Annotated in this window: 18 protein-coding genes; 16 read left to right on the top strand and 2 right to left on the bottom strand. The window is 66.8% G+C overall.

Annotated elements, in window-relative coordinates:
- Window positions 1–21: 21 nt before the first annotated feature.
- From smc to CKJ84_RS03060, 4 genes are all read left to right on the top strand, one after another.
- Window positions 22–3465 carry a chromosome segregation protein SMC gene (smc, locus tag CKJ84_RS03075; protein WP_095545908.1) on the top strand — a complete coding sequence of 1148 codons (3444 nt, stop codon included), beginning with the start codon at window positions 22–24 and terminating at the stop codon, window positions 3463–3465.
- Window positions 3466–3484: 19 nt separating this feature from the next.
- Window positions 3485–5101, top strand: coding sequence for a signal recognition particle-docking protein FtsY (gene ftsY / locus CKJ84_RS03070; protein WP_233125464.1), 1617 nt, complete (start codon window positions 3485–3487; stop codon window positions 5099–5101).
- Window positions 5102–5207: 106 nt separating this feature from the next.
- A complete protein-coding gene (gene ffh / locus CKJ84_RS03065; protein ID WP_095545906.1) occupies window positions 5208–6839 on the top strand; it encodes a signal recognition particle protein in 1632 nt (543 codons plus the stop codon).
- A gap of 45 nt (window positions 6840–6884) precedes the next feature.
- Window positions 6885–10919, top strand: a complete 4035-nt coding sequence (locus CKJ84_RS03060; RefSeq protein WP_095545905.1) for a hypothetical protein — start codon at window positions 6885–6887, stop codon at window positions 10917–10919.
- A gap of 27 nt (window positions 10920–10946) precedes the next feature.
- Here the strand turns inward: CKJ84_RS03060 and CKJ84_RS03055 are convergent, their stop codons facing one another.
- Window positions 10947–13259, bottom strand: coding sequence for an acyltransferase family protein (locus CKJ84_RS03055; protein ID WP_095545904.1), 2313 nt, complete (start codon window positions 13257–13259; stop codon window positions 10947–10949).
- Window positions 13260–13616: 357 nt separating this feature from the next.
- On the opposite strand from CKJ84_RS03055, the gene rpsP reads away from it, so the two are divergent.
- The 12 genes from rpsP (at window position 13617) to CKJ84_RS02995 (ending at window position 25007) form a co-directional block, all read left to right on the top strand.
- On the top strand, window positions 13617–14141 hold the full coding sequence (gene rpsP / locus CKJ84_RS03050) for a 30S ribosomal protein S16 (protein WP_095545903.1): 525 nt from the start codon (window positions 13617–13619) through the stop codon (window positions 14139–14141).
- A gap of 162 nt (window positions 14142–14303) precedes the next feature.
- On the top strand, window positions 14304–14804 hold the full coding sequence (rimM, locus tag CKJ84_RS03045) for a ribosome maturation factor RimM (protein ID WP_095545902.1): 501 nt from the start codon (window positions 14304–14306) through the stop codon (window positions 14802–14804).
- Window positions 14797–16008, top strand: a complete 1212-nt coding sequence (trmD, locus tag CKJ84_RS03040) for a tRNA (guanosine(37)-N1)-methyltransferase TrmD (protein ID WP_095545901.1) — start codon at window positions 14797–14799, stop codon at window positions 16006–16008. Before rimM ends, trmD begins: the two co-directional genes overlap by 8 nt.
- Complete coding sequence (locus CKJ84_RS03035; RefSeq protein ID WP_095545900.1) at window positions 16005–18320, top strand: Tex family protein; 2316 nt, start codon at window positions 16005–16007, stop codon at window positions 18318–18320. The genes trmD and CKJ84_RS03035 overlap by 4 nt, the downstream gene beginning before the upstream one ends.
- Window positions 18321–18433: 113 nt before the next feature.
- The gene (gene rplS, locus CKJ84_RS03030; RefSeq protein WP_095277476.1) at window positions 18434–18781 is read left to right on the top strand and encodes a 50S ribosomal protein L19; all 348 of its coding nucleotides are present in this window, start codon (window positions 18434–18436) and stop codon (window positions 18779–18781) included.
- 293 nt (window positions 18782–19074) lie between these two features.
- On the top strand, window positions 19075–19764 hold the full coding sequence (gene lepB / locus CKJ84_RS03025) for a signal peptidase I (RefSeq protein ID WP_095546389.1): 690 nt from the start codon (window positions 19075–19077) through the stop codon (window positions 19762–19764).
- A 15-nt stretch (window positions 19765–19779) separates the two neighbouring features.
- On the top strand, window positions 19780–20436 hold the full coding sequence (locus CKJ84_RS03020; protein ID WP_095545899.1) for a ribonuclease HII: 657 nt from the start codon (window positions 19780–19782) through the stop codon (window positions 20434–20436).
- Complete coding sequence (locus CKJ84_RS03015; protein WP_095277469.1) at window positions 20433–20741, top strand: DUF2469 domain-containing protein; 309 nt, start codon at window positions 20433–20435, stop codon at window positions 20739–20741. Before CKJ84_RS03020 ends, CKJ84_RS03015 begins: the two co-directional genes overlap by 4 nt.
- Window positions 20742–20940: 199 nt before the next feature.
- Window positions 20941–21366: a YraN family protein gene (locus CKJ84_RS03010; RefSeq protein WP_095277467.1), complete on the top strand. Its 426-nt coding sequence runs from the start codon at window positions 20941–20943 to the stop codon at window positions 21364–21366.
- Window positions 21353–22906 (top strand): YifB family Mg chelatase-like AAA ATPase, encoded by a 1554-nt coding sequence (locus tag CKJ84_RS03005; protein WP_095545898.1) that lies wholly within the window; start codon window positions 21353–21355, stop codon window positions 22904–22906. Before CKJ84_RS03010 ends, CKJ84_RS03005 begins: the two co-directional genes overlap by 14 nt.
- Window positions 22903–24096, top strand: a complete 1194-nt coding sequence (locus tag CKJ84_RS03000; RefSeq protein ID WP_095545897.1) for a DNA-processing protein DprA — start codon at window positions 22903–22905, stop codon at window positions 24094–24096. The genes CKJ84_RS03005 and CKJ84_RS03000 overlap by 4 nt, the downstream gene beginning before the upstream one ends.
- Window positions 24097–24107: 11 nt before the next feature.
- Window positions 24108–25007 (top strand): tyrosine recombinase XerC, encoded by a 900-nt coding sequence (locus CKJ84_RS02995; protein WP_095545896.1) that lies wholly within the window; start codon window positions 24108–24110, stop codon window positions 25005–25007.
- 20 nt (window positions 25008–25027) lie between these two features.
- On the opposite strand, the gene CKJ84_RS02990 is transcribed toward CKJ84_RS02995, so the two are convergent.
- Window positions 25028–25537 carry a M23 family metallopeptidase gene (locus CKJ84_RS02990; RefSeq protein ID WP_095534811.1) on the bottom strand — a complete coding sequence of 170 codons (510 nt, stop codon included), beginning with the start codon at window positions 25535–25537 and terminating at the stop codon, window positions 25028–25030.
- Between the last annotated feature and the right edge of the window lie 86 nt (window positions 25538–25623).

The following is a 25623-nucleotide window of genomic DNA, read 5'->3' as shown; positions in this document are numbered from 1 at the left end:
CGGGCAGGTACACTGACGCCAATGCACCTGAAATCGCTGACGCTCAAAGGATTCAAGTCCTTCGCTTCAGCGACCACGATGAAATTCGAGCCCGGAATTTGCGCCGTGGTGGGGCCGAACGGCTCCGGCAAGTCGAACGTCGTGGACGCGCTCGCGTGGGTGATGGGGGAGCAGGGCGCGAAGAACCTGCGCGGCGGGAAGATGCAGGACGTGATCTTCGCCGGCGCCGGTGACCGCAAGCCGCTCGGCCGCGCGGAAGTCACCCTCACCTTTGATAACTCGGACAAGCACCTGCCCATCGAGTACACCGATGTAGCGATTACGCGCCGCATGTTCCGCGACGGCGCGTCCGAGTACGAGATCAACGGGTCCAAGGCCCGGCTGATGGACATCCAGGAGCTGCTGTCGGATTCCGGCATCGGCCGCGAGATGCACATCATCGTCGGTCAAGGCAAGCTCTCCGAAATCCTGGAGTCGCGCCCCGAGGAGCGCCGCGCCTATATCGAGGAAGCGGCGGGGGTGCTCAAGCACCGGCGCCGCAAGGAGAAGGCGCAGCGCAAGCTCACCGGCATGCAGGCGAACCTCGACCGCCTCACCGATCTGACCGAGGAGCTGGGCAAACAGCTCAAGCCGCTGGCCCGCCAGGCCGAGGCCGCGAAGCGTGCCGCCACCGTGCAGTCCACGTTGCGCGAGGCCCGCATGTCGCTCGCTGGCCACCAGGTAGTGACGCTGCGCAGCACGCTTCTCGACGCCACCCGCGCCGCCGAACTCCTCGCCGAGCAGGTCGAGACCGCGACCGCCGCACTGGAAGAAGCGGAGCAGACTCAGGCGGAGATCGAGTTCGAGCAGGAGGAGGCGCAGCCGCAGGCGGAGCAGGCCCAGCAGGTGTGGTTCACGCTGTCCACCCTGGCGGAGCGTGCCAATGCGACAGTCCGCATCGCCACCGAGCGCGCACAGAACGCGGGCGCGCAGGTGCCCTACGCGGGCCAAGACCCGGAGGAGCTGCTGCGCCGCGCAGCATTCGCCGACGAGGACTACGCCGAGGCGCTTGAAGCTGCAGAAGAGGCCGCCGAGAGGCTCGAGACGCTGCGCGAGGAGGTCGCGGAGAAACAGGAAGCGTTCGACGCCGCCGAGCGCGAGCACATGGCGCAGGTGCGCGCGCTCGCGGACCGGCGCGAAGGTGTGGTGAGGCTGCTCGCGCAGGAGGAATCACAGCAGAGCGCGATCACTGCGGCCGAGGAGGACGTGGCGCGGCTGACCGAGCTGCTCGAGGAGACGCGCACCCGCGCCCGCGCGGCGGAGAAGGAGGCTCGCGAGGCCGCCGAGCAGGTAGCGAACGTGGATACGCAGCGCGCCCCGCTGGACGAGGCCCATGTGCGCGCCTACACGGAGTCCGACGCCGCCGACAAGCGCCTCGAGCAACTGCGCGCCCAGCAGCGCGAGCGCGAGCGGGCCGTGTTCACTCTGGAATCGCGCATCTCCACGCTGCAGGAGCAGGCGCCGAAGCAGCCGGCAGCGGAGATCGTCAGCGAGGCGGCGCCGCTCGCGGGGCTGGTCACCGCGGAACCGGGCGTGGACCGGGCGCTGTCCGCCGCGCTCAGCCAGTACGCGGAGGCATTGGTCGGCGACGTCACCGCAGAAACGGTCGAGCGCCTCGCGGATGCGGCCCGCACCGTGGTGATCGACCGCAGCGGCGGCAGCGCGTGGCGCCTCGACGCGGAATCCCCGGTGGACTGGCTGCTTGACCACCTGCGCATCGACGCGTCGGTGCTGGGGCCGGTGACGCGTTTGCTTGTCGACGTCGCGCTCACCGACGACCTCCCCACCGCCCGCCAGCTGGTGGACGACGACCCCCGGCTTCGCGCCGTTACGCGCGACGGCGTCGTCGTCGGCGAAGGTTGGGTCGCCGCCGGCACCGGCGCCACCACCTCGGTGGAAGTGAGCGCGCAGATCGAACGCGCCCGCGAGGAACTCGACGTGGCCCAGGCCCAACTCGAGGAGCTCTCGGGCACGCTGGAGGGCGCGAAGCTGGCCGCGGAGGACGCGCGCGTGACCGCCGCGAGCGCGAAGGCGGCGCTGCGCGAATACGACGCGGAGTCCGAGCGCCAGCAGCGCGACCACGAGCGGCTGGAAAAGCAGTGGCAGGCGAACAAACACGAACATGAGCGTGCTGCGCAGCGCGCCACGGAGGCAGAGGCCCGACTCGCCGCCCGCCGCGAGGACTTGGCGCAGACTCGTGACCGGCTTGCCCGCGTCAACGATGAGGACACACCCAGCGAGGAGCCGTCGTCCGCCCAGCGCGACGCGGCGCAGCAGGAACTGAACCAGGTCAAGGCGATGGAGATGGAGGCCACGCTCGCCTCCCGGTCCGCGCAGGCCGAGGCGGAGCAGCGCGCAGGGCGCGGCGACGCCCTGCGCCGGCAGGCGGAGCACGAGAAGCAGGCGAAGGCACGCCACGACGCGGCGATGCAGAAGCGTCGCGCGCAAGCGGAGCTCGCCCGCACCGTCTCCGAGCAGGGCCGCGACCTGATCGCCCGGATCCAGGACGCGTTGTCCCGTGCGGCGGAGGAGCGTGACCGGTGGCAGGGGAGCGTCGTCAAGCTGCAGGCGCGACTGCAGCAGGCCCGCAGCCAGGTCTCGGCGGCCCGGCAGCAGCTCAAGCGGCTCACCGACAGCGCGCACAATTCGGAGATTGCGCAGTCGCAGGCGCAGGTGCGTATCGACGAAGCCGAGAAGAAGATCACCGAGTCCCTCGGCGTTGCCATCCCGGACCTCCTGCGCGATTACACCCCGGGAGAGGATTTCGATGAGGCCGCCGAACAGGCGCGGCTGAAGCAAGCCGAGAAGGATCTGCGCGCGCTGGGCAAGGTGAACCCGCTGGCGCTCGAGGAGTTCAAGGCGCTCGAGGAGCGCTACTCGTTCCTGTCCACGCAGCTGGATGACGTGATCAAGGCGCGCGAGGATCTCACCGGCGTGATCAACGACGTCGACGCGCAGATCCTGCAACTTTTCACCGATGCGTGGAAAGACGTCGAGGACGAGTTCCCGCGCGTCTTCCACACCCTGTTCCCGGGCGGCGAGGCGCGGCTCGTGCTCACCGAGCCTGACGACATGCTCGCCACCGGAATTGAGATCGAGGCGCGCCCGCCGGGCAAGAAGGTTAAGCGCCTGTCCTTGCTCTCCGGCGGCGAGAAGTCGCTCACCGCGCTCGCGTTCTTGGTGGCCATCTTCCGCGCCCGCCCCAGCCCGTTCTACGTGCTGGATGAGGTCGAGGCAGCGCTTGATGACGTCAACCTTCGCCGCCTCATCGCCCTGCTCAAGGAGCTGCGGGAGGACTCGCAGCTGATCGTGATCACGCACCAGAAGCCGACCATGGATGTGGCGAACGTGCTCTACGGCGTGACCATGCGCGGCGACGGCGTGACGCGCGTCCTGTCGCAGCGAATGCAGCCTGCGGCTGACTAGCTCCGCCGCGCCTGGCACTATGGGTGCCATGGATATGGAACTAGCAATGAACTCGCCACTACTGTGGATCATCGTCGCGATCATCGTCGTTGTCCTCATCATCGTGGGCATCGTCGTGGTCGGGCGCCGCAGGAAAGAAGAAAAGACCGTCTCCTTTGAAAAGACGGAGGAGCCGAAGGAGCTCACCCAGCAGGAGAAATCCGGCAATTACCAGGCCAAGGGTGGTTTCAATTTTGCGCCCGCCGCCGCCCCCGACGCACCTGCGAAGGAGCCGGTCAAGGAGCCAGTGCTTCGCGACGAGCCCGTGGCCCCAGTAGCCAAGGAAGAGCCGAAGGCTGCAGCGGCTCCCATTCCGGAGCCTGTCGCGGAGCCTGTCGCGGAGCCGGTGGAGGATCCGGTTGCGGAGCCGGTTGAGGAGCCCGCACAGAACGAGGCGCCGGTGGAAGCCGCCGACCGCGACACCAGCAATCCCAGCGACTCCAGCGACACCGACGAGACGGTCGTGCTGAACACTGACGAGCCGGAGGCCTCCGAGACCGTCGTGGCCCCGGAGGACGTCGCGCCCGCCGAGCAGGAGACCGAAGCCACCGAGGCCGCCGAAGCCGCTGCTGTGACCGCCGAGAGCGCCGGCGCTGCGCGTGAAGCGGGTGCTGAGCCGAGTGATGAGGTGGTCGTCGAGAAGCATGATGCCCCCGCGGAAGAGCTCGACGAGATCGAGCCTGCTGCCGGGCGCATTGGCAAGCTGCGCGGGCGCTTGTCGCGTTCGCAGAACGCAATCGGGCAGGGCTTGCTCGGGATCCTCACTGCAGGCGACCTCGACGAGGACGCGTGGGAGGAGATCGAGGACACGCTGATCATGGCGGACCTCGGCACCAACCTGACCCTGCGTGTCACCGAGAATCTGCGCGAGAAGATCGCGGAGCGCGGCGTGTCCACGGAGGCTGAGGCCCGCGCGATGCTGCGCGAGACGCTCATCGAGGCCGCGCGTCCGGACATGGACCGCTCTATCAAGGCGATGCCGAATGAGGGCAAGCCCGCCGTCATCCTGGTCGCCGGCGTGAACGGCACCGGCAAGACCACCACCACCGGCAAGCTTGCGCGCGTGCTCGTGTCCATGGGCCACTCCGTGGTGCTCGGCGCAGCCGATACGTTCCGCGCCGCCGCTGCCGACCAGCTGGAGACCTGGGGCCGCCGCGTCGGCGCCTCGACCGTGCGCGGTAAGGAGGGCGCGGACCCGGCGTCCGTCGCCTTCGACGCGGTCGCGACCGGCGTGCAGGAGGGCGCGGACGTGGTGCTCATTGACACCGCCGGCCGCCTGCACACCTCCACCGACCTCATGGACCAGCTGGGCAAGGTCAAGCGCGTGGTGGAGAAGAAGAGCAACGTCGACGAGGTGCTGCTCGTGCTCGACGCCACCGTCGGCCAGAACGGTATTGCGCAGGCGCGCGTGTTCCGCGAGGTCGTTGACATCACCGGCGTCGTCTTGACCAAGCTCGACGGTACGGCGAAGGGCGGCATCGTTTTCCAGGTCCAGGAGGAGCTCGGCGTGCCCGTCAAGCTCGTCGGCCTGGGCGAGGGCGCGGACGACCTCGCGCCGTTCGAGGTGGAAAGCTTCGTCGACGCGCTGCTGGGCTAGACCGGCTGAGTTCTGGGCTTTCGCGCCCAGGCACTAGGCTAGAACGAGTTCATCTTTAGCAAGCGCTTTTAGCACGCTTATCGACGAAGCGAACAGGAGTACTGACGTGTTCGAGTCACTGTCCGACCGCCTCCAAGATGCCCTCGGTGGCTTGCGCGGAAAAGGCAAGCTCACCGAGGACGACATTAAGGCGACCACGCGTGAGATTCGCCTCGCCCTGCTCGAGGCGGACGTCTCCCTGACCGTCGTCAAGGCCTTTATCAAGCGGGTGAAGGAGCGCGCGCTCGGTGCGGACGTGTCCGAGGCGCTCAACCCAGCGCAGCAGGTTGTCAAGATCGTTGATGAGGAGCTCACCTCGATCCTCGGCGGGGAGACCCGCCGTCTGAACCTGGCAAAGAACCCGCCGACCGTCATCATGCTCGCGGGCCTCCAGGGCGCGGGTAAGACCACGCTCGCCGGTAAGCTGGCCAATCACCTCTCGAAGCAGGGACACACCCCGATGCTGGTGGCGTGTGACCTGCAGCGCCCCGGCGCAGTTCAGCAGCTGCAGATCGTCGGCGAGCGCGCCGGCGTGCAGACGTTCGCGCCGGACCCGGGTACGTCCATCGACTCCTACGAGCACGAGATGGGCTCCTCCCACGGCGATCCGGTCGCGGTGGCGCAGCAGGGCATCGAGCACGCGAAGCAGACCAAGCACGACGTGGTCATTATCGATACCGCGGGTCGCCTGGGCATCGACGAAACCCTGATGACGCAGGCGCGCAACATCCGCGACGCCGTCAACCCGGACGAAGTCCTCTTCGTCATCGACGCGATGATCGGCCAGGACGCGGTGAGTACCGCGCAGGCCTTCGCCGACGGCGTCGACTTCACCGGCGTGGTCCTGACCAAGCTGGACGGCGACGCCCGAGGTGGTGCCGCGCTGTCGATCCGCGAGGTGACCGGCAAGCCGATCCTGTTCGCGTCGACAGGCGAAAAGCTCGACGACTTCGACGTGTTCCACCCGGACCGCATGTCCAGCCGCATTCTCGGCATGGGCGACCTGCTCTCGCTGATCGAGCAGGCCGAGCAGACCTACAACGAGCAGGACGCCGAGGAAGCGGCGACCAAGCTCGCGTCCGGCGAGCTCACGCTCGAGGACTTCCTCAACCAGTTGCTCATGATCCGGCGCATGGGGCCGATTGGCAACCTGCTGAAGATGATGCCGGGCGGCAAGCAGATGAACCAGATGGCCGACATGGTGGACGAGAAGCAGCTCGACCGCATCCAGGCCATCATTCGCGGCATGACGCCGGCGGAGCGCGAGGACCCGAAGATCCTCAATGCTTCACGACGCAAGCGCATTGCCAAGGGTTCCGGTGTCGAGGTCTCCGACGTGAACCAGCTGGTGGAGCGCTTCTTTGAGGCGAAGAAGATGATGGGCAAGATGGCCGGCCAGTTTGGCATGGGTGGCGGCATGCCCGGTATGCCGGGGATGCCGGGTGGCCGCTCGGCAACCAAGAAGAAGCCGAAGGGCCGCAAGGGCAAGAATGGCAAGCGTAAGCCGCCGAAGCGCCGTGGTGGCGGCGGGATGCCAGGGATGCCGGGGATGCCCGCGATGCCAGGCATGGGCGGCGGCATGCCGGACATGAAGGAGCTAAAGAAGCTGCAGGAGCAGCTTCCTCCGGGGATGGACGGCATGGACCTGGACAACCTCGACTTCGGTGAAGCGATGAAGCGCATGGGGAAGAAGAAGTAACTCCCGCCCCTGCGGTGTGCGCTATATCACTGTAGGTTGTGCGGTATGGAGTTCCCATTCCACTTCCTGCGAACGAATAGCGTTGTCACGTCCCGCTTCGACCAACTGGCGAAGGTTCTCAAGGGCGTGGACGTTGACGCGCTGCGCCAGATCCCCGATCCAGAGATGGAGGCGTTTGCGCGTGATCTTTCGCGTGGGCTTGGTCAGGACTTCGCGCCGACTCGCCTCATCACTGCCTCGGTGAACGGTCTCGATGCCCACTCGCTGAATTTCGTCTCTTTCCTGTGTTTGCAGCACCGAGTCTCGGCGTTTATCGGGGAATCGGATCTGTACATCGACGCCAGTGGCGTCTATGGTGCGACCGCCGAAATCTCGGCGGTGACAAACTCGATCGCAACAGTCTGGTGCCAGGTGAGCGAGCACACTCTGGACCGCGCGTTTGAGGATGCCCTTCGAGCGCCGTCCGACATGGACACCTGGGTGCAAGTGCACAACTTCGGCGAGAGCACCGCCGAGTTTGGTGTCCGGATGCGCATGCACCTCCTGGACGACGGCCGTTTCACAATCGTGTGGACCGTTCGTGAGGACGACTCCGATCTTCGAACCCTGTCGGTTGCGACCTACGAGGAAGCTCGCGCCGTCCTACTCGCGTTTGCGGATCATTGCCCGATCCTCAGTGAGTACGAGTGGACCAACGTCGACTTCGTCCCGTGTCTCTCTACCTGCGACCTCGTGCAGCGCTCCCAGTACCGGCTGCGCCGGTTCGGGGCGATCCGCGATCTGCCGGCGGGCGTCATGGTGCGCCTGCACGACCGGCTCAATTTCTCTTTGGAATTTGGGCGGGACCGCGACGGGCAGTGGCGCGCGACGATGCGCCACGCCTTGAACGGCGGGATGACCCGCACCTTCGATACCGCCGGCGAGCTCCTCGAAATCGCGGAAGCCTATGTCAACAACGAGCTCGGGGCGTTGCTCGAGTACTTCCCGGAGTCGTCTGAAATGGCATTGCCCGCCGCTCTCACCGTGACGGCGATGGTGCTTCCGGAACGCGCGGCGAGGTGGGCGAACTCGTCGATACGCGAGATGCACCGCGTGCGGGACGCGCACAACGGCGCGGAAGCGGGGGCGATGGCTGCATTCATCGCGCAGGTGAATCAGCAGGCGCCGCATACGCTTGCGCTTGAGCGAAGCAGCGTGGAGGCGCGTGCCTTATCGACGATTTCCGTCAGCCGGCGCGGCTCGCTGCGGACCCTCGACCGGCTGGGCAACCTCGCGCACCGCTACGGGGTGTCACTGGTGCTTGACGGTGCACATGTGATGGTCAACCCCTCGGGCGCCACAGCTGGAGGCGACGTGCGGTGCACACTTGAGCTGTTCGACGGCGACAGGTGCGTGAATCGGTGGGTGTCGGTGTCACCGGCTGCCTTGATGGAAGCGTTGATGGTGTACTTCAGTCATTGGCAGCTGCGACTGACCGTCGAGTCGCTCGAGCGTCCCGACCAGCGGCTGGTGCTCCTCGCCATCCCTCAGGACGCGGATCATGGCTCGTTTCTGCTGAAGGCCTTCGGGCCCGGTTGGAGCATGCGGGCCGTCGCCGGACTTTCGCAATACGAAGTCGCGGTCGTGTTCGTGAACGCCGCGGAGTCTCCGCACGAGATTGTTGACTCAGTGCATTGGGAATCGGTGCGGACCGCAGACTTGGCCTTGCCGCGGCGTCCGTACATGCTCGGCTCCAACTCCGGTGACTCGACGACGTTGTACAGCGACGAGGCGTTGGCTACCTACCAGGAGGCGTTTGCCGCAGCGGGCGTCGGCGACTGGATCGGAGTGACCGACAACCGTAGCCCCGAGGACTATTGCCGCGTGTTCCGCCACGATGCCCATGACTGGTACCGGGTGGAGTGGGGGTACAACAATGGCGCCGTCGAGCGCGGGCACGTGCTCACCCGCGACATCAACCGAGCGTACGAAGTCTTCCGGATGTACGTGGAGGATAACCGGGAGCTCATGCGCGCACTTGACTGGATCGTGGGGGACGAAGGGGCGCCAGGCGGGCGACGGTACGGGGCGCCGGTGCGCCTGTACGTGTCCCGTCCATCAACCGGCGTGCTCGCGCATCACCAGCGGTACGTGCAGGAGTTGTACCTGCAGGACCCGGATCAGTTCGAAGTCCCGGATCCCTCGATGGAGGGACTCGCGGGTGCGCTTGCGCACCTGCTGGGGCACGACGTGAAGGCGCAGCGCGTGCTCACCATTGATGCGCAGATGGACGATCCCCAGGTGTTTAACCGTGTCGTCGACCTAGCATTTCAGCATCACGCCCTGGTGTTTCAGGCCGACTCCGGGTTGCTGGTCAACGGATCCGGGGCGGAGATGCACGAGGTCGGCTTCGCGGGCCTTCGCAATAACATCGGCACCCTGTGGCACCAGGTGTGCGAGCGCACTCTTGATGTGGCCTTTGAGGACGCGCTGCGCGTGCCCGACCCCATCGGCGCGTGGGTCGAGGTGTACGCCGAGGGCCCGGAAGCGATGGCTGCACGCCTCGACGCCGACGGCTCGTGGACCCTCCGCTGGCGCCACGTGAACGGGGAAGACTCCGGCGAGTACCGCTTCCTCACCCGCCGGGTGGCCGGCTACGCCCAGGCGCGCGAGCTGCTCCTGGCGTTTGCGGATCGGAGTCCGCTGCTCGACCGCCTCGGATGGGGCGAGGCCGCGCCGGCGGACGCCCACTTTGCTTCGAGCGCTGGGGAGCGCAGCGAGCTCCCTCTGCGTCGGCTCGACGCGGTGCTTCATCTGCCGGAGGGCACACTCGTGCGGCTCCACGACGGCCCAGGTGGCGCCCTGGAATACGGGCGCGCCGGCAACGGCCGATGGGTAGCCACGCTGGAAACCGCACCGTTTTCAACTGTGACCCGTGAGTTTTCCAGCGGCGCCGACCTGGTGGCGTTCGTGCACATGTACCTCGCGGCGGACGACGCGCAGGCAGAAGTGCTCTTCGGCCAGGACGCCCCGGTTCGAACACGGTCGCTGTGGGACAACGAGCTCACGGAGATCTCTGCCATGATCCTCCCGCAGCGAGCCCAGGCATGGACCGATGCATCGGTCCGCCACTTCCACCGCATGCACGCGGACACCGCCGAGGACGCACCCGCCGAGCTCAAGGCCTTCTTCTCCGAGCTGCAGCAAGCACAGCCGGCACCCGGTGCGATCCGCGGGCGCGCCGGCAACGAGGTCGGGCTTCGCGCGATGACGCGTGCGTGGGTGCCCAAGGCCGCGCTCGACGGAGTCCTCGCGGACATCGTGCGCCTTGCGCCCCAGTACGGGGTCTCGGTCGTGCTCAACGAGGCGCACGTCTTCTACAACGCCACCGGAGGCGAGGAGACGCCGTTCAGCGGATTGACGCTCGGCGCGAACAACACGATCGTCCAGTTCTGGGTCGATGCCACCGTTCCCGCGTTCGCGCAGGGCCTGCAGCAACTGCGCCGCGCGGACGAGCTCGTGGTCGCGTCCAGCATTACGCTCGACTCGGGCCGTGCGGAGCCGGACCTGCAGTACTACTGGCTCACCATCCGTGAGGCCCCGGGCGGCTATTCGGCCACGTACGAAATCCCGGGCGGCATTGTGTACTCAGTCGAGCGACTCGCTGAACCGGATGTGCTGCACCTCTACGCCACAATGGCGCAGTCGCCGGCTGCGGTGGTCGAAGCGGCCCAGTGGCACAGCGCCACGCGGGCACCGGATGCACCTTCCCGCTTCCAGATACAGTCAAATCTCTTCGAGCCCGTGCCGCTCGACCCGGAGAACCTGGACGCGCTGCGCCGGGTGGAGTTGCCCACAAAGGGCGACTTCATCCAAGTGATGGATTCCGCTGTGGAGGGCGACTACGTCCTGGTGATCAATGACAGCGGCGCGCTTCGCAGCCGGTTCGTGGTCGGGTGGGGCCACGACTTCGGGCAGATTGAGAACTTCCAGCGCAAGACGAGCAGCCTCGCTGAGGCCCTCGCGCTCGCCGAGCATTACGTTGCGGGCGATCGCCAGGCGTTTGTGGCGCTGGGGTGGAAGCGTCGCAAAGTGCGCTAACGCCCCGAGCGGGCTGCTTATCGACGCCTACTCGCGTCCCAGCATCGGCACCTCCGGTGCCTCCCCGTCGCCGGCGGGGACGTGCGCGTTCGGATCGGGGAACAGCGGCGGGATGACGTACTCCGTGGGTGGCGCGCCTGCTGCGCCCTCGCCGTCTTGCCCCGGCTCGGGCTGCGTGTAGGCGATGTCCAGCGTGTCAAAGACTCGGCGCAGCTCCTGCCACACCAGCGGCGTCAGCGTGGCCATGTACGCGTTCGAAATGTGGTTCTGGTCGCGGTAGACGTACACGTTGCCGATCTGGGGGCGGCACAGTTCGGCGTCGCAGAACCACCCGGCGGTGTCCACACTGAACTGGTTGCGCGAGCCGTCGAGGTACTCGGCAGCCGGGTCGACGGGGGCGTAGACGTCCTTGGTGGCCATGGAGCACTCTTCCTCGGTGTGACCACTGACAACGCAGATGTTCGGGTCCATGATCTCCCCGAAAATGTCGAAGATCCACGGATTGTCGCGGAATCCCAAGAAGGGAAGGTCGTTGGCGGCGAGCTCGTCCCACAGGTTGAGGTAGGAGTCCGGGACATGGTCCACGGACACCGTCACGTCTCCCGCGTGGCCTTCCGGGCGCGTGGAGGTGGAGACCACCAGATCCGGGTCCAGGTTGACAATTTCGTTGAACGCGTTGACGCTCCACTCCTGGCAGACCTGGGAGACGAGCTCGCCGCTCTCCGCGGCGTCCAGGATGAGCGGGCACGTCTGACGGACGTACGGGATCACCTTGAACCCGTGTTCCTTGCCCAGGCGGTCAAAGGGGATCACGTACGGCTCGATGTGGGAGCCGCCCACCATGACCACCGTCGTGTCCGCCTCCGGGTCGCCGTACACGCAGTCGGGGCGCGGCATGGTGTCGGCGTCCTGGTTCTGGAACACCATGCAGCCGTCGGTACCGGCGGGCGGGTAGACACCGGAGATGAGGTTCGGGTCCGGCTGCGGGGGCACGTCTGGAACGTTCACTCCCGCCAGGGCCAAGGCGCCGGGGTAAAAGGTTTCATTGAGCGGCTTTTCCGCTTCCTCGACCTTCTGGTTCCACAGCGGTTGGATTGTAAAGGTAGCGGCGACTAAGCAAGTGACAACCACGCCTCCGACGGCGCGGGCCGCACCGGCGGGGGTGCGGAGTGACCTGCGGGCGTCGAGAAGCGGCTTGTCCGTGGCGGTCGGGCGCTTCCGGTGCTGGCGGAGTGGCTCTTCAAGCAGCTCGTGGGTGACGTGCGCGAGGGCGAGGGACACGATGATGACAATCGTGCCCACCCAGGCCGGCGGAGTGCCAAAGCCGCCGATGACGGTGACGATGATGAGCAGTGGCCAGTGCCAGAGGTACAGCGAGTAGGCGATGCCACCCAGCCAGGTCATCGGCTTAGACGCGAGTACCGTGGAGACCGGGTTGTCGTTGCCGCTAAGGATCACCAGCGCGGCGCCCACGAGGGGGAGCAGCGCGACCGGGCCCGGGAAGGCGAGAGAATTGGCAACCACCGCGCCCGTGATCGTGATGCACACGACGCCAAGCGCCGACGTCAACCAGGCGATGCGCTGCGGGAAGAAGCGCGAGCGCGGGACGAACGCGAGGAGCGCGCCGAGCGAGAGCTCCCAGGCGCGGGAGAACGTGGAGTAGTAGTTCGCGCCGGTGCCGATAAACCCGAAGCGGGACGCCCACGCAAAGGAAGCGACGGTGATGAGTGCGAGCACGATCACGGCGCCGCGGCGAGCGAGCGTGCGTGGCAGCTTGCACTTGGTGATCAAGACAGCGACGAGCGTGCCGAAGAGGATGCCAAAGAGGTAGAACTGGCCTTGGACCGCCATCGACCACAAATGCTGCAGCGGCGACGTGTCCTGGCTGGCGGCCGCGTAGTCCGCGTCCTGCGCCATGAGCTCCCAGTTCTGGTAGTAGAGCATCGACGCGGTGAACTGGGCCGCGAGCTCGTCGCTCATGAGCTCCGGGGTGAGGTAATGCACCGCGATAAGCACCGCCAGAATGACGACGACGAGCGCAGGGACCAACCTACGAATGGTTCGCCAGAGCGGCCACCATGGATTGAGGTTGGGGTTCGGGCGCAGTGCGTAGCGCAGCTGTCCGCCCAGGAAGAAGTAGCCGGAGAGCAGGAGGAACACGTCCACGCCGCCGGATACGCGGCCGACGAAGACGTGGAAGAGCACGACGAGCGCAATTGCGTATCCGCGAAGGCCGTCGATGTCCACGCGGTAGGACGAGGGGCGCGGGCGGGGATGCGCGCCAGGAGACTGCTGCGCCTGCCGCGCCGTCTGTGACTGCTGCGCCGTTCCTTCGCCCATAAGCCCGTAAAACCCCTACAACATCATGAAAATTTTGGTACTATCCGGTTCAATTCGCTGAAGACATTACCGGCTCAACCGCCCGATTTGAAAAAACTTGGCCCCGTTGGGCGTGGCACGTCGTTTTGGTGTATGTGCCTCAACCGGGTAATGTGTGCGGGGTTGCCTGGTGGTTTGCCGCCCCAGGGGACAGCACAATCTGCGTACGCGCCGGACCCGTCTGGTCCGCGCCCCGGAAGGCCGGGAGCGCGGCGGTCGGCCGGCCAGTCACGCGCAGGGTAAAGAAGAAGGGTTGAACCGGCTCGCCGACAAGTGGCGGGTGTCTGCACTGCCCAGTGACCGAAAAGGAAGTTTTTCATGGCTGTCAAGATCAAGCTGCAGCGTGTGGGTAAGATCCGCAACGCTCAGTACCGTGTTGTCATCGCTGACTCCCGCACCCGTCGTGACGGGCGCGTCATCGAGAACATTGGCATCTACCACCCGAAGGAAGAGCCGTCGCTCATCCGCATCGACTCCGAGCGCGCTCAGTACTGGCTGGGCGTCGGCGCGCAGCCGACCGAGCCGGTCCTCGCTCTGCTGAAGGTCACCGGTGACTGGCAGAAGCACAAGGGCGAAGAGGGCGCCGAGGGCACCCTGAAGGTCGCTCCGGAGAAGAAGACCAAGCTCGAGCTGTTCAACGAGGCGCTCGAAGAGGCCAACAACGGCCCGACCGCCGAGGCCATCACCGAGAAGCGCAAGAAGGCGAAGGAAGAGGAGGAAGCCAAGGCTGCTGCCGAGGCTGAGGCCGCTGCCGCCGCCGAGGCTGCGGAGAAGGCTGAATCCGAAGAGGCAGAGGCTTCCGAGTCCTCCGAGGAGAAGGCTGAGGAGTCCGAGGAGAACTAAGCGTCTCTCGTATTGTATGAGCCCCCGCTGCGTCACCTGGCGCGCGGGGGTTTGTTCGTTGCAGTGGGGCAGTGTTGACGCGCGCTCGGTGCTCCGGTGAGGGCGTTGGTGCGCAAACCGGCGACTCTGGTCCACTGAACGCCCGTGTTAGGCTTGCTGATTATGCAGCTCAACATAGGAAAGGTCGTGAAATCCCACGGCATCAAAGGCGAGGTCGCCGTCGAGGTCACGACGGATGATCCGGATGTGCACTTCGCCGTCGGTGAGTCCCTGACCGGCAAGCAGGCCGGGAAGGAACAGCAGCTCACCGTCAAGACGATGCGCCCGCACCAGAAGCGGCTCCTGGTCAGTTTCGAGGAGATCCCCGATCGCACCGCTGCCGACAGCCTGCGTGGCATGAAGTTCTACGCCGAACCGCTCGAACACGATGCGGACGAAGACGGCTACTACGACCACGAGCTCACTGGCCTTGAAGTCCGCATGGACGGAGCGCGTATTGGCGAGGTCACCGGCATTATGGACACGCCGAACCGCAAGATCCTCGAGGTTGACTACCAGGGCAGGGAAGTCCTCATCCCGTTCGTGATGGACATCGTCCCGGAGGTGGACCTGGACCAGGGCTACCTCGCGATCACCCCGCCGGAGGGGCTGCTCGATGTCTAGCCACATCCCGCAGCTGCGCCTGGACGTCATCACCATTTTCCCCGAATACCTGGAACCGCTGCGCCACGCGCTGTTGGGCAAGGCCATCGAGCAAGGAATCCTGCAGGTCGGCGTGCACAATCTGCGCGACTGGGGGCAGGGAAATCACAAGTCTGTCGACGCCCCGCCGCTCGGCGGGGGCCCCGGCATGGTCATGAAGCCAGAGGTGTGGGGCCCAGCGCTCGACGCGGTCGCGCACCGTGACACCGATGTCGAGACGCTCACCACCGCTGCCGCGCACCGCAACGACAAGGTGCGACACGACGAACGCCACGGCGTTACAGCCCGACCTTACGACTCCCGCGACGTCCGCGACGGCGAGGACCCGGACGCCCCGCTGCTGCTCGTGCCCACCCCGGCGGGTGCGCCCTTTACACAAGCGGACGCGCAGGCGTGGTCGCGCGAGCGCCACATCGTTGTCGCGTGCGGGCGCTACGAGGGGATAGACCAGCGCGTCTTTGAGGACGCGGCGCAGCGCTACCGCGTGCGAGAGGTGTCCATCGGAGACTACGTGCTCATCGGTGGCGAGGTCGCCACGCTTGTGATCGCGGAAGCGGTCACCCGGCTCATCCCGGGCGTGCTGGGCAACACCCAGAGCCACGAGGACGACAGCTTCTCCGACGGGCTGCTCGAGGCCCCCAGCTATACCAAGCCGCGCAGCTGGCGCGGGATCGATGCCCCAGAGGTGCTTTTTTCCGGCGATCACGGCAAGGTGGAGCGGTGGCGTCGGCAAGCATCGCTCGCCCGCACGCAGGCGATACGCCCGGACCTTGTCGCCCAAGCCCGCGCGCGCGACGAGCTCACCGACGAGGACACCTTTTACCTCGACTCGCGCGCGGTGATCACCGGCCTCGATGTCCTCCTCGACCCCCGCAGCTGGTCCAAGGTGCGAAAGCGTTTGCGCCGCGAGCTCGCCAAAGCCGGTTACCGCATTGACGACGCCACGCTCACCGAGCGCTCGGGCCCCGCCTGCTTCGAGCCGTCAATGCTCGAGCAGGTCTACGAGCAGGAGCACGGGCTGCCGGCCCTGGATCCGCTGTGCCAGCTCGAGATCACCGGCCGCACCACGCTGAGCAACGCCGAGGCGACTAAGGCCGTGGTGGCCGCGCTGCCGCGGGGTACCCAGTGGGTGGGCACGACGCGGTCGCTAAACTCACACGAATGACATCTCTCGCAGCGACCATCGCGACAGAACTCAACGTACAACCATCCCAGGTCGAGGCGGCGCTGAAGCTGCTCGCCGAGGGCAACACGGTCCCGTTCATTGCCCGCTACCGCAAGGAGGCCACGGGCGGCCTCGACGACGCGCAACTGCGCCACATCGAGGAGCGTCACACGTACCTCGTGGAGCTCGAGGAGCGCAAGCAGGCAGTCATCGAGGCGATCGAGGAACAGGGCAAGCTCACTGACGAGCTCAAGCGCGCCATCCTCGACGCAGACACGAAGGCCCGCGTGGAGGACCTCTACCTCCCGTACAAGAAGCGCCGGAAGACGAAGGCGGACATCGCGCGCGAGGCAGGACTCGAGGAGCTCGAGCAATTGCTTATCGCCGACCCCGTCGCCGACCCCGCAACATTGGCCGAGCAGTTCCTCTGCGAGGGCTTCGAGGACACGAAATCGGCCCTCGACGGGGCCCGCGCAATCCTGGTGGACAGGTTTGCCACCGACGCGGACCTGGTCGGCGAGGTACGCGAGCGCCTCTACACCACAGGCACGATGCGCTCTGGCGTCGTGGAAGGCAAAGAAGCCGAAGGCGCTAAGTTTAAGGACTACTTTGACTTCAACGAGCCGTTCGAATCCCTGCCGTCGCACCGCATCCTGGCACTGCTGCGTGGCGAGAACGAGGGCGTGCTCACGCTCGACCTGGATGCGGGCGACGAGTCGGTGTACGAGGGCATGATCGCCGAGCGCTTCGACCTGCCGGTGAAAGACAGCGAGTGGCTGGCCAAGGCAGTGAAGTGGGGCTGGCGCACGAAGCTGCAGGTTTCCGCGAACCTGGATACCCGCGTGCGTTTGAAGGAGAAAGCGGAAGAGGGTGCCCTCGAGATCTTCAAGACGAACCTGCGCGACGTGCTGCTGGCCGCCCCGGCGGGCCAGCGGTCCACCCTCGCCCTGGACCCGGGGTATCGCAACGGCGTGAAGTGCGCGGTCATCGACGGCACCGGCAAGGTCCTCGACACGACGATCGTCTACCCGCACCAGCCGCAGAACCAGTGGCAGCAGGCGGTGCAGACACTGTCCACGCTGTGTGCGCAGCACGGCGTGGAGCTCATCGCGGTGGGCAACGGTACCGCGAGCCGCGAGTCCGAAAAGCTCGCCGGCGAGGTCGCAGATCTTATCGCCCAGGCGGGCGGGCAGCGCCCAACCCCGGTGGTGGTTTCGGAGTCTGGCGCGTCCGTCTACTCTGCGAGCCAGATTGCGGCCGAGGAGTTCCCGGACATGGACGTTTCCCTGCGCTCGGCGGTTTCCATCGCGCGCCGCCTCCAGGACCCGCTCGCGGAGCTGGTGAAGGTCGACCCGAAGTCCATCGGCGTGGGCCAGTACCAGCACGACGTCAACCAGGCCGCGCTCGCCCGCACGCTGGACGCGGTGGTCGAGGACGCGGTGAACTCGGTCGGCGTGGATCTCAACACGGCATCCGCACCACTGCTCGAGCGCGTGGCAGGCGTGAGCGCCACTATTGCGAAGAACATCGTGGCCTACCGCGACGAGCACGGCTCCTTCACCTCGCGCAAGGAGCTCGGCAAGGTCCCGCGCCTGGGCCCGAAGGCGTTCGAGCAGTCCGCTGGCTTTTTGCGCGTGCAGGGCGCGGCGAACCCCCTCGACGCGTCGGCGGTGCACCCCGAGGCGTACCCCGTGGTTGAGCGGATTGCCGCGGCGACGGGGCTGGACACCAAGGGGCTCATCGGCAACAGTGCCGTGCTGACCAAGCTCAAGCCCGCCGACTTCGCCGACGAGACCTTCGGCGTGCCCACCGTGACCGACATCATCGCCGAGCTGGATAAGCCGGGCCGCGACCCGCGCCCGGAGTTCAAGACGGCCACGTTTAAGGAAGGCGTGAACAAGGTCAGCGACTTGACCCCGGGCATGATCCTCGAGGGCACCGTGACCAACGTCGCCGCGTTTGGCGCGTTCGTTGACGTCGGGGTGCACCAGGACGGCCTGGTCCACGTCTCCGCGATGAGCAAGCAGTTCGTCTCGGACCCGCACGACGTGGTGCGCTCCGGCGAGGTGGTCAAGGTGAAGGTCATGGAGGTCGACGTTGAGCGTCAGCGCATCGGCCTGAGCTTGAGGCTTGACGACGAACCCGGGCAGGACCCCAAGCGCGGCGGCGGCAAGCCCGCCGGAAAGCCCGGCGGCAAGCAGCAGCGGGGCGGGAAGCAGCGACGCGGTGGGAGGGGGCGCGGTGGCGTCGATAAGCGGGCCCAAGGCGGGTCGATGGCGGACGCGCTGAAGCGAGCGGGATTTGGTAAATGACCCGGGCTTATGTAAGCTTTCTCGAGTTGTTGTAGGCGACATGAACCAGTCGAGCGCCCGTTTGGGAGAAGCCGCTAGGGTCCTCTGTCCTTAAACGTAAAGGATTGCTTCATATGAGCAACGGCATTATTGATCTTGTAGACGCAGGTCAGCTGCGCGATGACATTCCGGACTTCCGCGCCGGCGACACGCTTGACGTGCACGTGAAGGTGATCGAGGGTTCGGTGACCCGTACCCAGGTCTTCACCGGCTTCGTGGTGCGTCGCCAGGGTGGCGGCATCCGCGAGACCTTCACCGTGCGTAAGGTCTCCTTCGGTATCGGCGTTGAGCGTACCTTCCCGGTGCACTCCCCGAACATCGAGAAGATCGAGGTTGTTCGCAAGGGTGACGTCCGTCGTGCGAAGCTGTACTACATGCGCGATCTGCGCGGTAAGGCAGCCCGCATTAAGGAGCGTCGCTAGTCTGCGGCACCGGCGCCCCCGCTCACTGACACGATTCGGTGGGCGGGGCGTTTTTGTATGTCCGGCCGACCGGCGCTGCTAGAGTATGCGAGGTGACGAACGTGAATGGACCAGTAAGCGGCTCGAACCTAGGCAGGGGAGAGCCGGAGTACCCGCGTGACACGACGGTGCCATCCGTGCCGGCCGGTTCCGGCGCGCGCGCCGGGGCGGAAGACCGTGTCGCTCAGGGGAAGGCGGGCAAGCCGGGGAAGTCTGGCTCGTCGGAATCCTCGGAATCTTCGGAGTCCAAGGAGATGCCGTGGTACGTGGAAATCCCCATGGTCATCGTGCTGACGCTCGTGTTCATCTTCCTCATCCAGACCTTCATCGGGCGCCTGTACGTGATCCCGTCTGGGTCGATGGAGCCCACCCTGCACGGCGAGAACGGGTCGGGGGACCGCATCTTCGTGGAGAAGCTCACCTACGCCTTTGACGACCCGGAGCCCGGCGACGTGATCGTCTTCAAGGGTACGGACTCGTGGAACACCGGGTTTGAGACCAACCGCTCCGACAACCCGGTGATCCGCGGCGTGCAGGAAGTTGGCTCGTGGGTGGGCCTCGTGCCTAAGGATGAGAACACGCTGGTCAAGCGAATTATCGCCGAGGGCGGGCAGACCGTGTCCTGCCAGGAGGGTGACCCGGCCGTCATGGTGGACGGCCAGCCGATCCAGCAGGACTACATCATGAAGCCCTCGTACTACCCGGTGGACCCGTCGACCGGCTCCGACGCGTGCGGTGGACAGTACTTTGGCCCGCTCGAAGTGCCGGAAGACCACTACTTCATGATGGGCGACAACCGCACGAATTCTTCCGACTCCCGCTACCACATGGGCGACGGCGAAGAGGGGACGATTCCGCGTGAGAACATCCGCGGCAAGGTCCTCGGCATCGTCTTCCCGCTGAACCGTTTCGGCGGCGTGGAGAGCCCGGACATCCAGCAGTAGGCTGGTCCGCTGTCGATGGCTCGTGTCCGCAGGCTCAAACAGCTGCGCACCTACGAGGTAGCGCTGGACAACGCCGGGCTCGGCCCGGTGGCCGGCGTGGACGAAGCAGGGCGGGGTGCCTGTTTTGGTCCGATTACGATCGCCGCGTGCGTGCTCCCGACGAGCCCGGTAAAGGAGCTCGAGGGCCTGACCGACTCGAAGCGGCTCACGGCGCGCCGTCGCGAGTTGCTCTTCGACCCCATTCGAGAGTGCAGCTTGGCGTACGGGATCGTGCATATCTCGGCTAAGGAGATTGACCACCGCGGCATCCAGGCCGCCAACCTGGACGGCGCGCGCCGCGCCGTCGCCCAACTAGAGATCCAGCCTGGCTATGTGCTCATGGACGGCTTCCGCGTGCCCGGTATGCCGGCCGCGCAACTTCCCGTGGTCGGCGGGGACGCCGTGGCGCGGTGCATTGCGGCGGCGAGCATCCTGGCCAAGGTGAGTCGTGATCGGCTCATTACGCAAATGGCGCAGCAGTACCCCGGCTACGGGCTGGAGGGGCACAAGGGCTACGGCACGAAGGCGCACATGGATGCGGTGCGCCGCCACGGCGCGACCCCGGAACACCGCTATAGTTATGCAAACGTCAAGCAGGCGATCGAGTGTTACGAAAAAGGGGTGCTTGCATGAGCGCTGAGGAACTGGACAACTACGAGTCTGAGGTGGAGCTGTCGCTGTACCGGGAGTACCGCGACGTAGCCAGCCAGTTCTCCTACGTGGTGGAAACGGACCGCCGTTTCTACCTGGCCAACGCGGTCGAGCTGATCCCACACACCGAGGGCAAAGACGTGTACTACGAGGTCCGCATGTCCGACTGCTGGGTGTGGGACATGTACCGTGCCGTGCGTTTCGTGCGCTACGTCCGCGTCATCACCTACAAGGACGTCAACATTGAGGAGCTGGACAAGCCCGACCTGACCTTCCCAGACCGCTAAACACCACGGTTTCCCGCTTCTTTCATCGGGGGCGACGACCGCGAAGCAACACCGGTGGCGCAGTATCCTGCGCCACTTTTTTCGTTTGTGATGGAACCGCGGCCCCTTTTCCGGAGTCTAACTAAGTACGGGGTTTTACACCCGCACTGAAAGCAACGAACGTTCAGACACAGTAAGACACGGACTCTCAGGAGGGGCCATGCACCATCACACATCACACCACGACCCGCACCAGCGATCCGGGCCGCCGATCGGCCTGAATGACCAGTACGAGCTGGGATATGCGGGGGAGGCGGGCGCGATCGCGTGGTACGAGGAGCTGGGCTACCAGCTGCTCGCGCACCGCGCCCGCGTGAAGGCGGGTGAAATTGACGCGGTGCTTCGCGCGCCGGACGGGACCATCGTGTTCCTTGAGGTCAAAACGCGCCGCGGCACAGCGTTCGGCGCGGCGGAGTCGGTCACACCCCGCAAGCTCGCCACGATGCGGCGCTGCGCCGGGCAGTGGCTGAGCCAGCACCACCTGCCCGAGGCACGGTGGGCGCGCTTCGACGTGGTTGAGGCGGTCTTTGACGGCACCCAGCTGCACTTCCACCGCTTCGAGGGGGTCGAAGATGGCGCTTGCTAGCACCCAAACCGCGACGGTTGAGGGCGTCGTCGCCCACCCGGTCACCGTGGAGGCCAATGTCGGCCCCGGTCTACCCGGCGTCCACATGGTCGGACTTGGCGACGCCGCCGTGAAAGAATCCCGCGAGCGCATCCGCACCGCTGTCGCCAACGCCTCGCTGCCGTGGCCGCGCACCAAGATCATGGTCTCGCTCTCGCCCGCGCACCTGCCCAAAGCCGGATCGCATTTCGACCTGCCCGTCGCCCTGGCGGTACTGGGCAGTATGGACCCGCGCACCCAGCGCACCATCGGACGCACCCTCTTCCTCGGTGAGCTCGCCCTCGACGGCACCTTGCGCCGGGTCGAAGCGATCCTGCCGATGCTTCTGCAAGCACGCAGCCGCACCGACATCGATACCATCGTCGTCCCCACGGCCAACGCCGATGAGGCGGCACTCATCGCCGATCCCCGCACGTTCACCGCCGATTCGCTCACGCACGTGTGGAGCTGGCTTCTCGACGCCACGCCGCTCCGCCCCGTCGCCCCCGTTGCCCCCGGCACCCCCGGTACCTCAGCGCGCTCGGGGAGCGGGGCGGCTGCGCTCGACTTCGCGGACATCGCCGGCCAGGTCCTTGAGCGGCGGGCGATGGAAGTCGCCGCCGCCGGTGGCCACCACCTGATGATGGTGGGCCCGCCCGGGTCCGGGAAGTCGATGCTGGCGGAGCGGCTGCCGTCGATTATGCCCCCGCTCACCGACGCCGAACGGATCGAATGCACGGCGCTGCACCAGGCCGCGGGTATCGCCAAAGGCGCGCTTGTGCACGAGCGGCCGTTTATCGCGCCGCACCCGTCGTTGACCAAGGCGGCGTTGCTGGGCGGTGGGGCGCACATCCCGCTGCCGGGAGCGGTGAGCCAGGCCCACCGCGGCGTGCTTTTCCTCGACGAAGCCTCCGAGATCCCCGCCCGCGTTCTGGACGCGCTGCGCATTCCGCTGGAGCAGCGGGAGGTGCAGCTCCAGCGCGGGCGCCGGACCGTGCGGTACCCGGCCGCTTTCCAGCTGATCCTGGCTGCGAACCCGTGCCCCTGCGGCGGGGAGGCAACGCGGTGCCGCTGCACACCGGGGGAGCGGGCGCGGCACCTCGCCAACATCTCCGGCCCGCTGCGCGACAGGCTGGACCTGTACGTGCGCACGACAGCGCAATCGGCGGTGCTCAGCCCGGAGGACGCCGAGCCGTCCGCCGTTATCGCCGACCGCGTCGCCGCGGCGCGGGAACGCGCAGCCAGCCGCTGGGCTCAGGCTGGGGTCGGTGGGGAGGAGGCCGCGACCAATGGCGCGGTGGCGTCGACACTGATCCGGAGGCACTACCCGGCCGATGAGACCGGCATGATCTTCCTCTCCAACAAACTCGGGCACGGCGAGCTGACGCAGCGTGGCGTGGACAAGGTGCTCAAGCTGGCGTGGACGCTCGCCGACCTCGAGGCTGCCGACACCCCTGACATCGACCACGTCGCGCGGGCGGCGGAGATGCACGCGCCCGCGCCAGAGGAGGAGGCAGCATGACACCCAGCAACCTTGAGTCCTGGGCCTACCTCTCCCGAGTAATTGAGGGCCCCTCCCGCCACCTCCAGGAGATGCTGCGCGCCGGCCGCGATGCCGACGAGATCGCCCGCGGCATCCGCACCCGGGCGAGCTGGCTCGGCCCACTGGCTGGCACGACGGAGCGCCGGTACGACTGGGACCGCCCGGCCGCGGACCTGGAGACAGCGCACGAGCACGGCTACCGCTTGCTCACCCCGGAACACGCGGGGTGGCCGAGCGAGCGCATCGAGGAGTCCTTTGTCGCGGGGGCATTGCACAGCCGGGAAAACATGGACTTCGCCATCGCGGACGGGTCGGCCCCGCACGCCCTGTGGGTGCGCGGGGCGACCGACCTGGCGGCGCTGGTCGCGCAGTCGGTGGCCTTTGTGGGCACGCGAGCGTCGAGTAGCTATGGGCATCAAGCCACGCAAGACCTCGTGGGCTCGGTGGCCAAGCAGCGCTACACCGTTGTCTCTGGCGGGGCGATCGGCATCGACACGGTGGCGCACGAGACCGCGCTCGCGGCGGGCGCGCCGACCATCGCGGTGGCCGCCTGCGGGCCCGGGGTGGTGTACCCGAAGCGCAACGAAAAGCTCTTCCGGCGCATCGTCGCCGCGGGAGGCGCGCTGGTGACGGAATACCCGCCGGGCGTGACGCCGGATCGGCACCGCTTTCTCACGCGCAACCGGCTCGTCGCCGGACTGACGCAGGGCAGCGTGGTGGTCGAGGCGGCGTTTCGCTCCGGCGCGCTGAACACGCTGAAGTGGGCGCGCTACTACAACCGGCAGGCAATGGCGGTGCCGGGGTCAATACTCGGGCCCAACTCGCTCGGCACTAACCTGGCCATCCGCGCCGGGAACGCCACGATGGTGCTCAGCGGAGACCAGATCCACGAGCAGTGCGGTCACATTGGCCAGATTGACGCGGAGGGGCAGCTGGAGATGCAGTTTCAGGCAGACCCGATCCAGCAGCTCAGCCACAACGAACTCCGCGTGTTTGATGCCACCCCGCCCGCCGCCTCAGCGGGGCGCGACGCCGAGCGCATCGCCGCCGACGCCGGGTTGAGCACGGGTCTCACCGTCCACCTCCTCATGGAACTCGAGCGACGCGGCCTGGTCCAGCGTGAGCGCAGGCAGTGGTCCCGCGCGGTGCGCAGCAAGGAGAGTGCGTAAACTCCTGGGGCATGAGTGACTTCAGCGCCGAGTCGCAGTTCCTTGCCGCCGTCGCGGACTTTGCGGACTACGCCCGCGACGTGCGCAACCGTTCCAGCAACACCGTGAAGGCCTACGAGGCGGACCTGCGCAGCCTGTCCAGCTACGTCACCACCTTGGACCAATTCACGCTGGAGACGTTGCGCACCTGGCTTGCCGACGCCTCCCGCGCCGGCAAGGCACGCTCCACTCTCGCCCGACGCACCGCCACCGCCCGCAGCTTCTCCACGTGGGCGACCAAACAGGGGCTGCTCCCTCGCGACGTCGCGGCACGCCTGGTCACCTCCCAATCCCAGCGGCCCCTGCCCACAGTGGTGAGCGCCACGCGCGCTGGGGACCTTGTCGAGGCCGACACAGCCGACGACGCGCACCCCGCCGAGGCGCTCCGTGACCACGCCATGCTCGAATTGCTCTACGCCACCGGCATCCGCGTCGGCGAACTCACCGGCTTGAACACTGGGGACGTCGACTTCGCCCGACAGACGGCAAAGGTCACTGGTAAAGGCAACAAGCAGCGCACCGTGCCCTTTGGCCAGCGGGCCAGCCTGGCCGTACAGGACTGGCTCGAGCAGGGCCGCGAAGAGCTCGCCGCCGATACCGACGCGCTCTTCGTGGGCAGCCGCGGCGGGCGGATTGACCAGCGTCAGGTCCGGCGCATCGTCGAGCGGGCTGCCGAGCGCGCCGGGATCGCGGACGTCTCACCCCACACGCTTCGCCACACCGCGGCCACCCACATCCTGGAGGGCGGCGCGGACCTGCGTGTGGTGCAGGAGATGTTGGGGCACTCTAGCCTGCAGACCACGCAGATCTACACCCACGTCTCCGCCCAACGGCTGCGCAAGGTCTACGAGCAGGCGCATCCACGGGCGTAGGGGGTTGGCTTCGGGTTGGTTTAGCGGACGGGTTTGAGCCGGATCAACGGGGCCGAGAGGAGCGAAAGCGGGTCGATGTAGCGCTCCTTACCCACGATCGCGCCCCAATGCAGGCCGTCGTGCCGGTTGGGCGCGTTGGCGGGGGAGTAGGCGAGCGCGCCGATGATGTCGCCCTCGCCGACGGGGTCCCCCTTGCGTAGCTCGGTGCGTACGGGTTGGTAGGTTGTGCGGATTCCATCCGCGTGGGCGATGGAGACGACGGGTGTGCCGGCAATCGTGCCCACGTAGTGGACCGTGCCGCCGCCGGCGGCCAGGACGGGGTCGCCGGGGCGGGCGGCAAGGTCGACGCCGCGATGGCCGGGCTGCCAGTTCTTCTCCGGGATGTTTGCGGGGCGGGTCACGCGGGAAGCGTGCGCGGTGCCGGTGGTGGGGTCCACCCACGCGAGGGTCGGCGGGCAGGAGATGAGGAGCGCGAGGGTGGCGAGGATGAGGGCGGTGAGGGGTGGGCGCGGCGTCGTGAAGCGATACATGCCTCAGTTACATCACAACAAACGGTGCAAAGGAACCCTAAACGAAAAATTTGTGGATAGGTGCTGGGGGTTATCCACAACCGCGC

The organism is Corynebacterium sp. NML 120412 (assembly GCF_002285155.1).
Lineage (GTDB): Bacteria > Actinomycetota > Actinomycetes > Mycobacteriales > Mycobacteriaceae > Corynebacterium > Corynebacterium gottingense.
The sequence above is the reverse complement of the archived record's forward strand: the minus strand, read 5'-3'. Positions and strand labels throughout refer to the sequence as shown.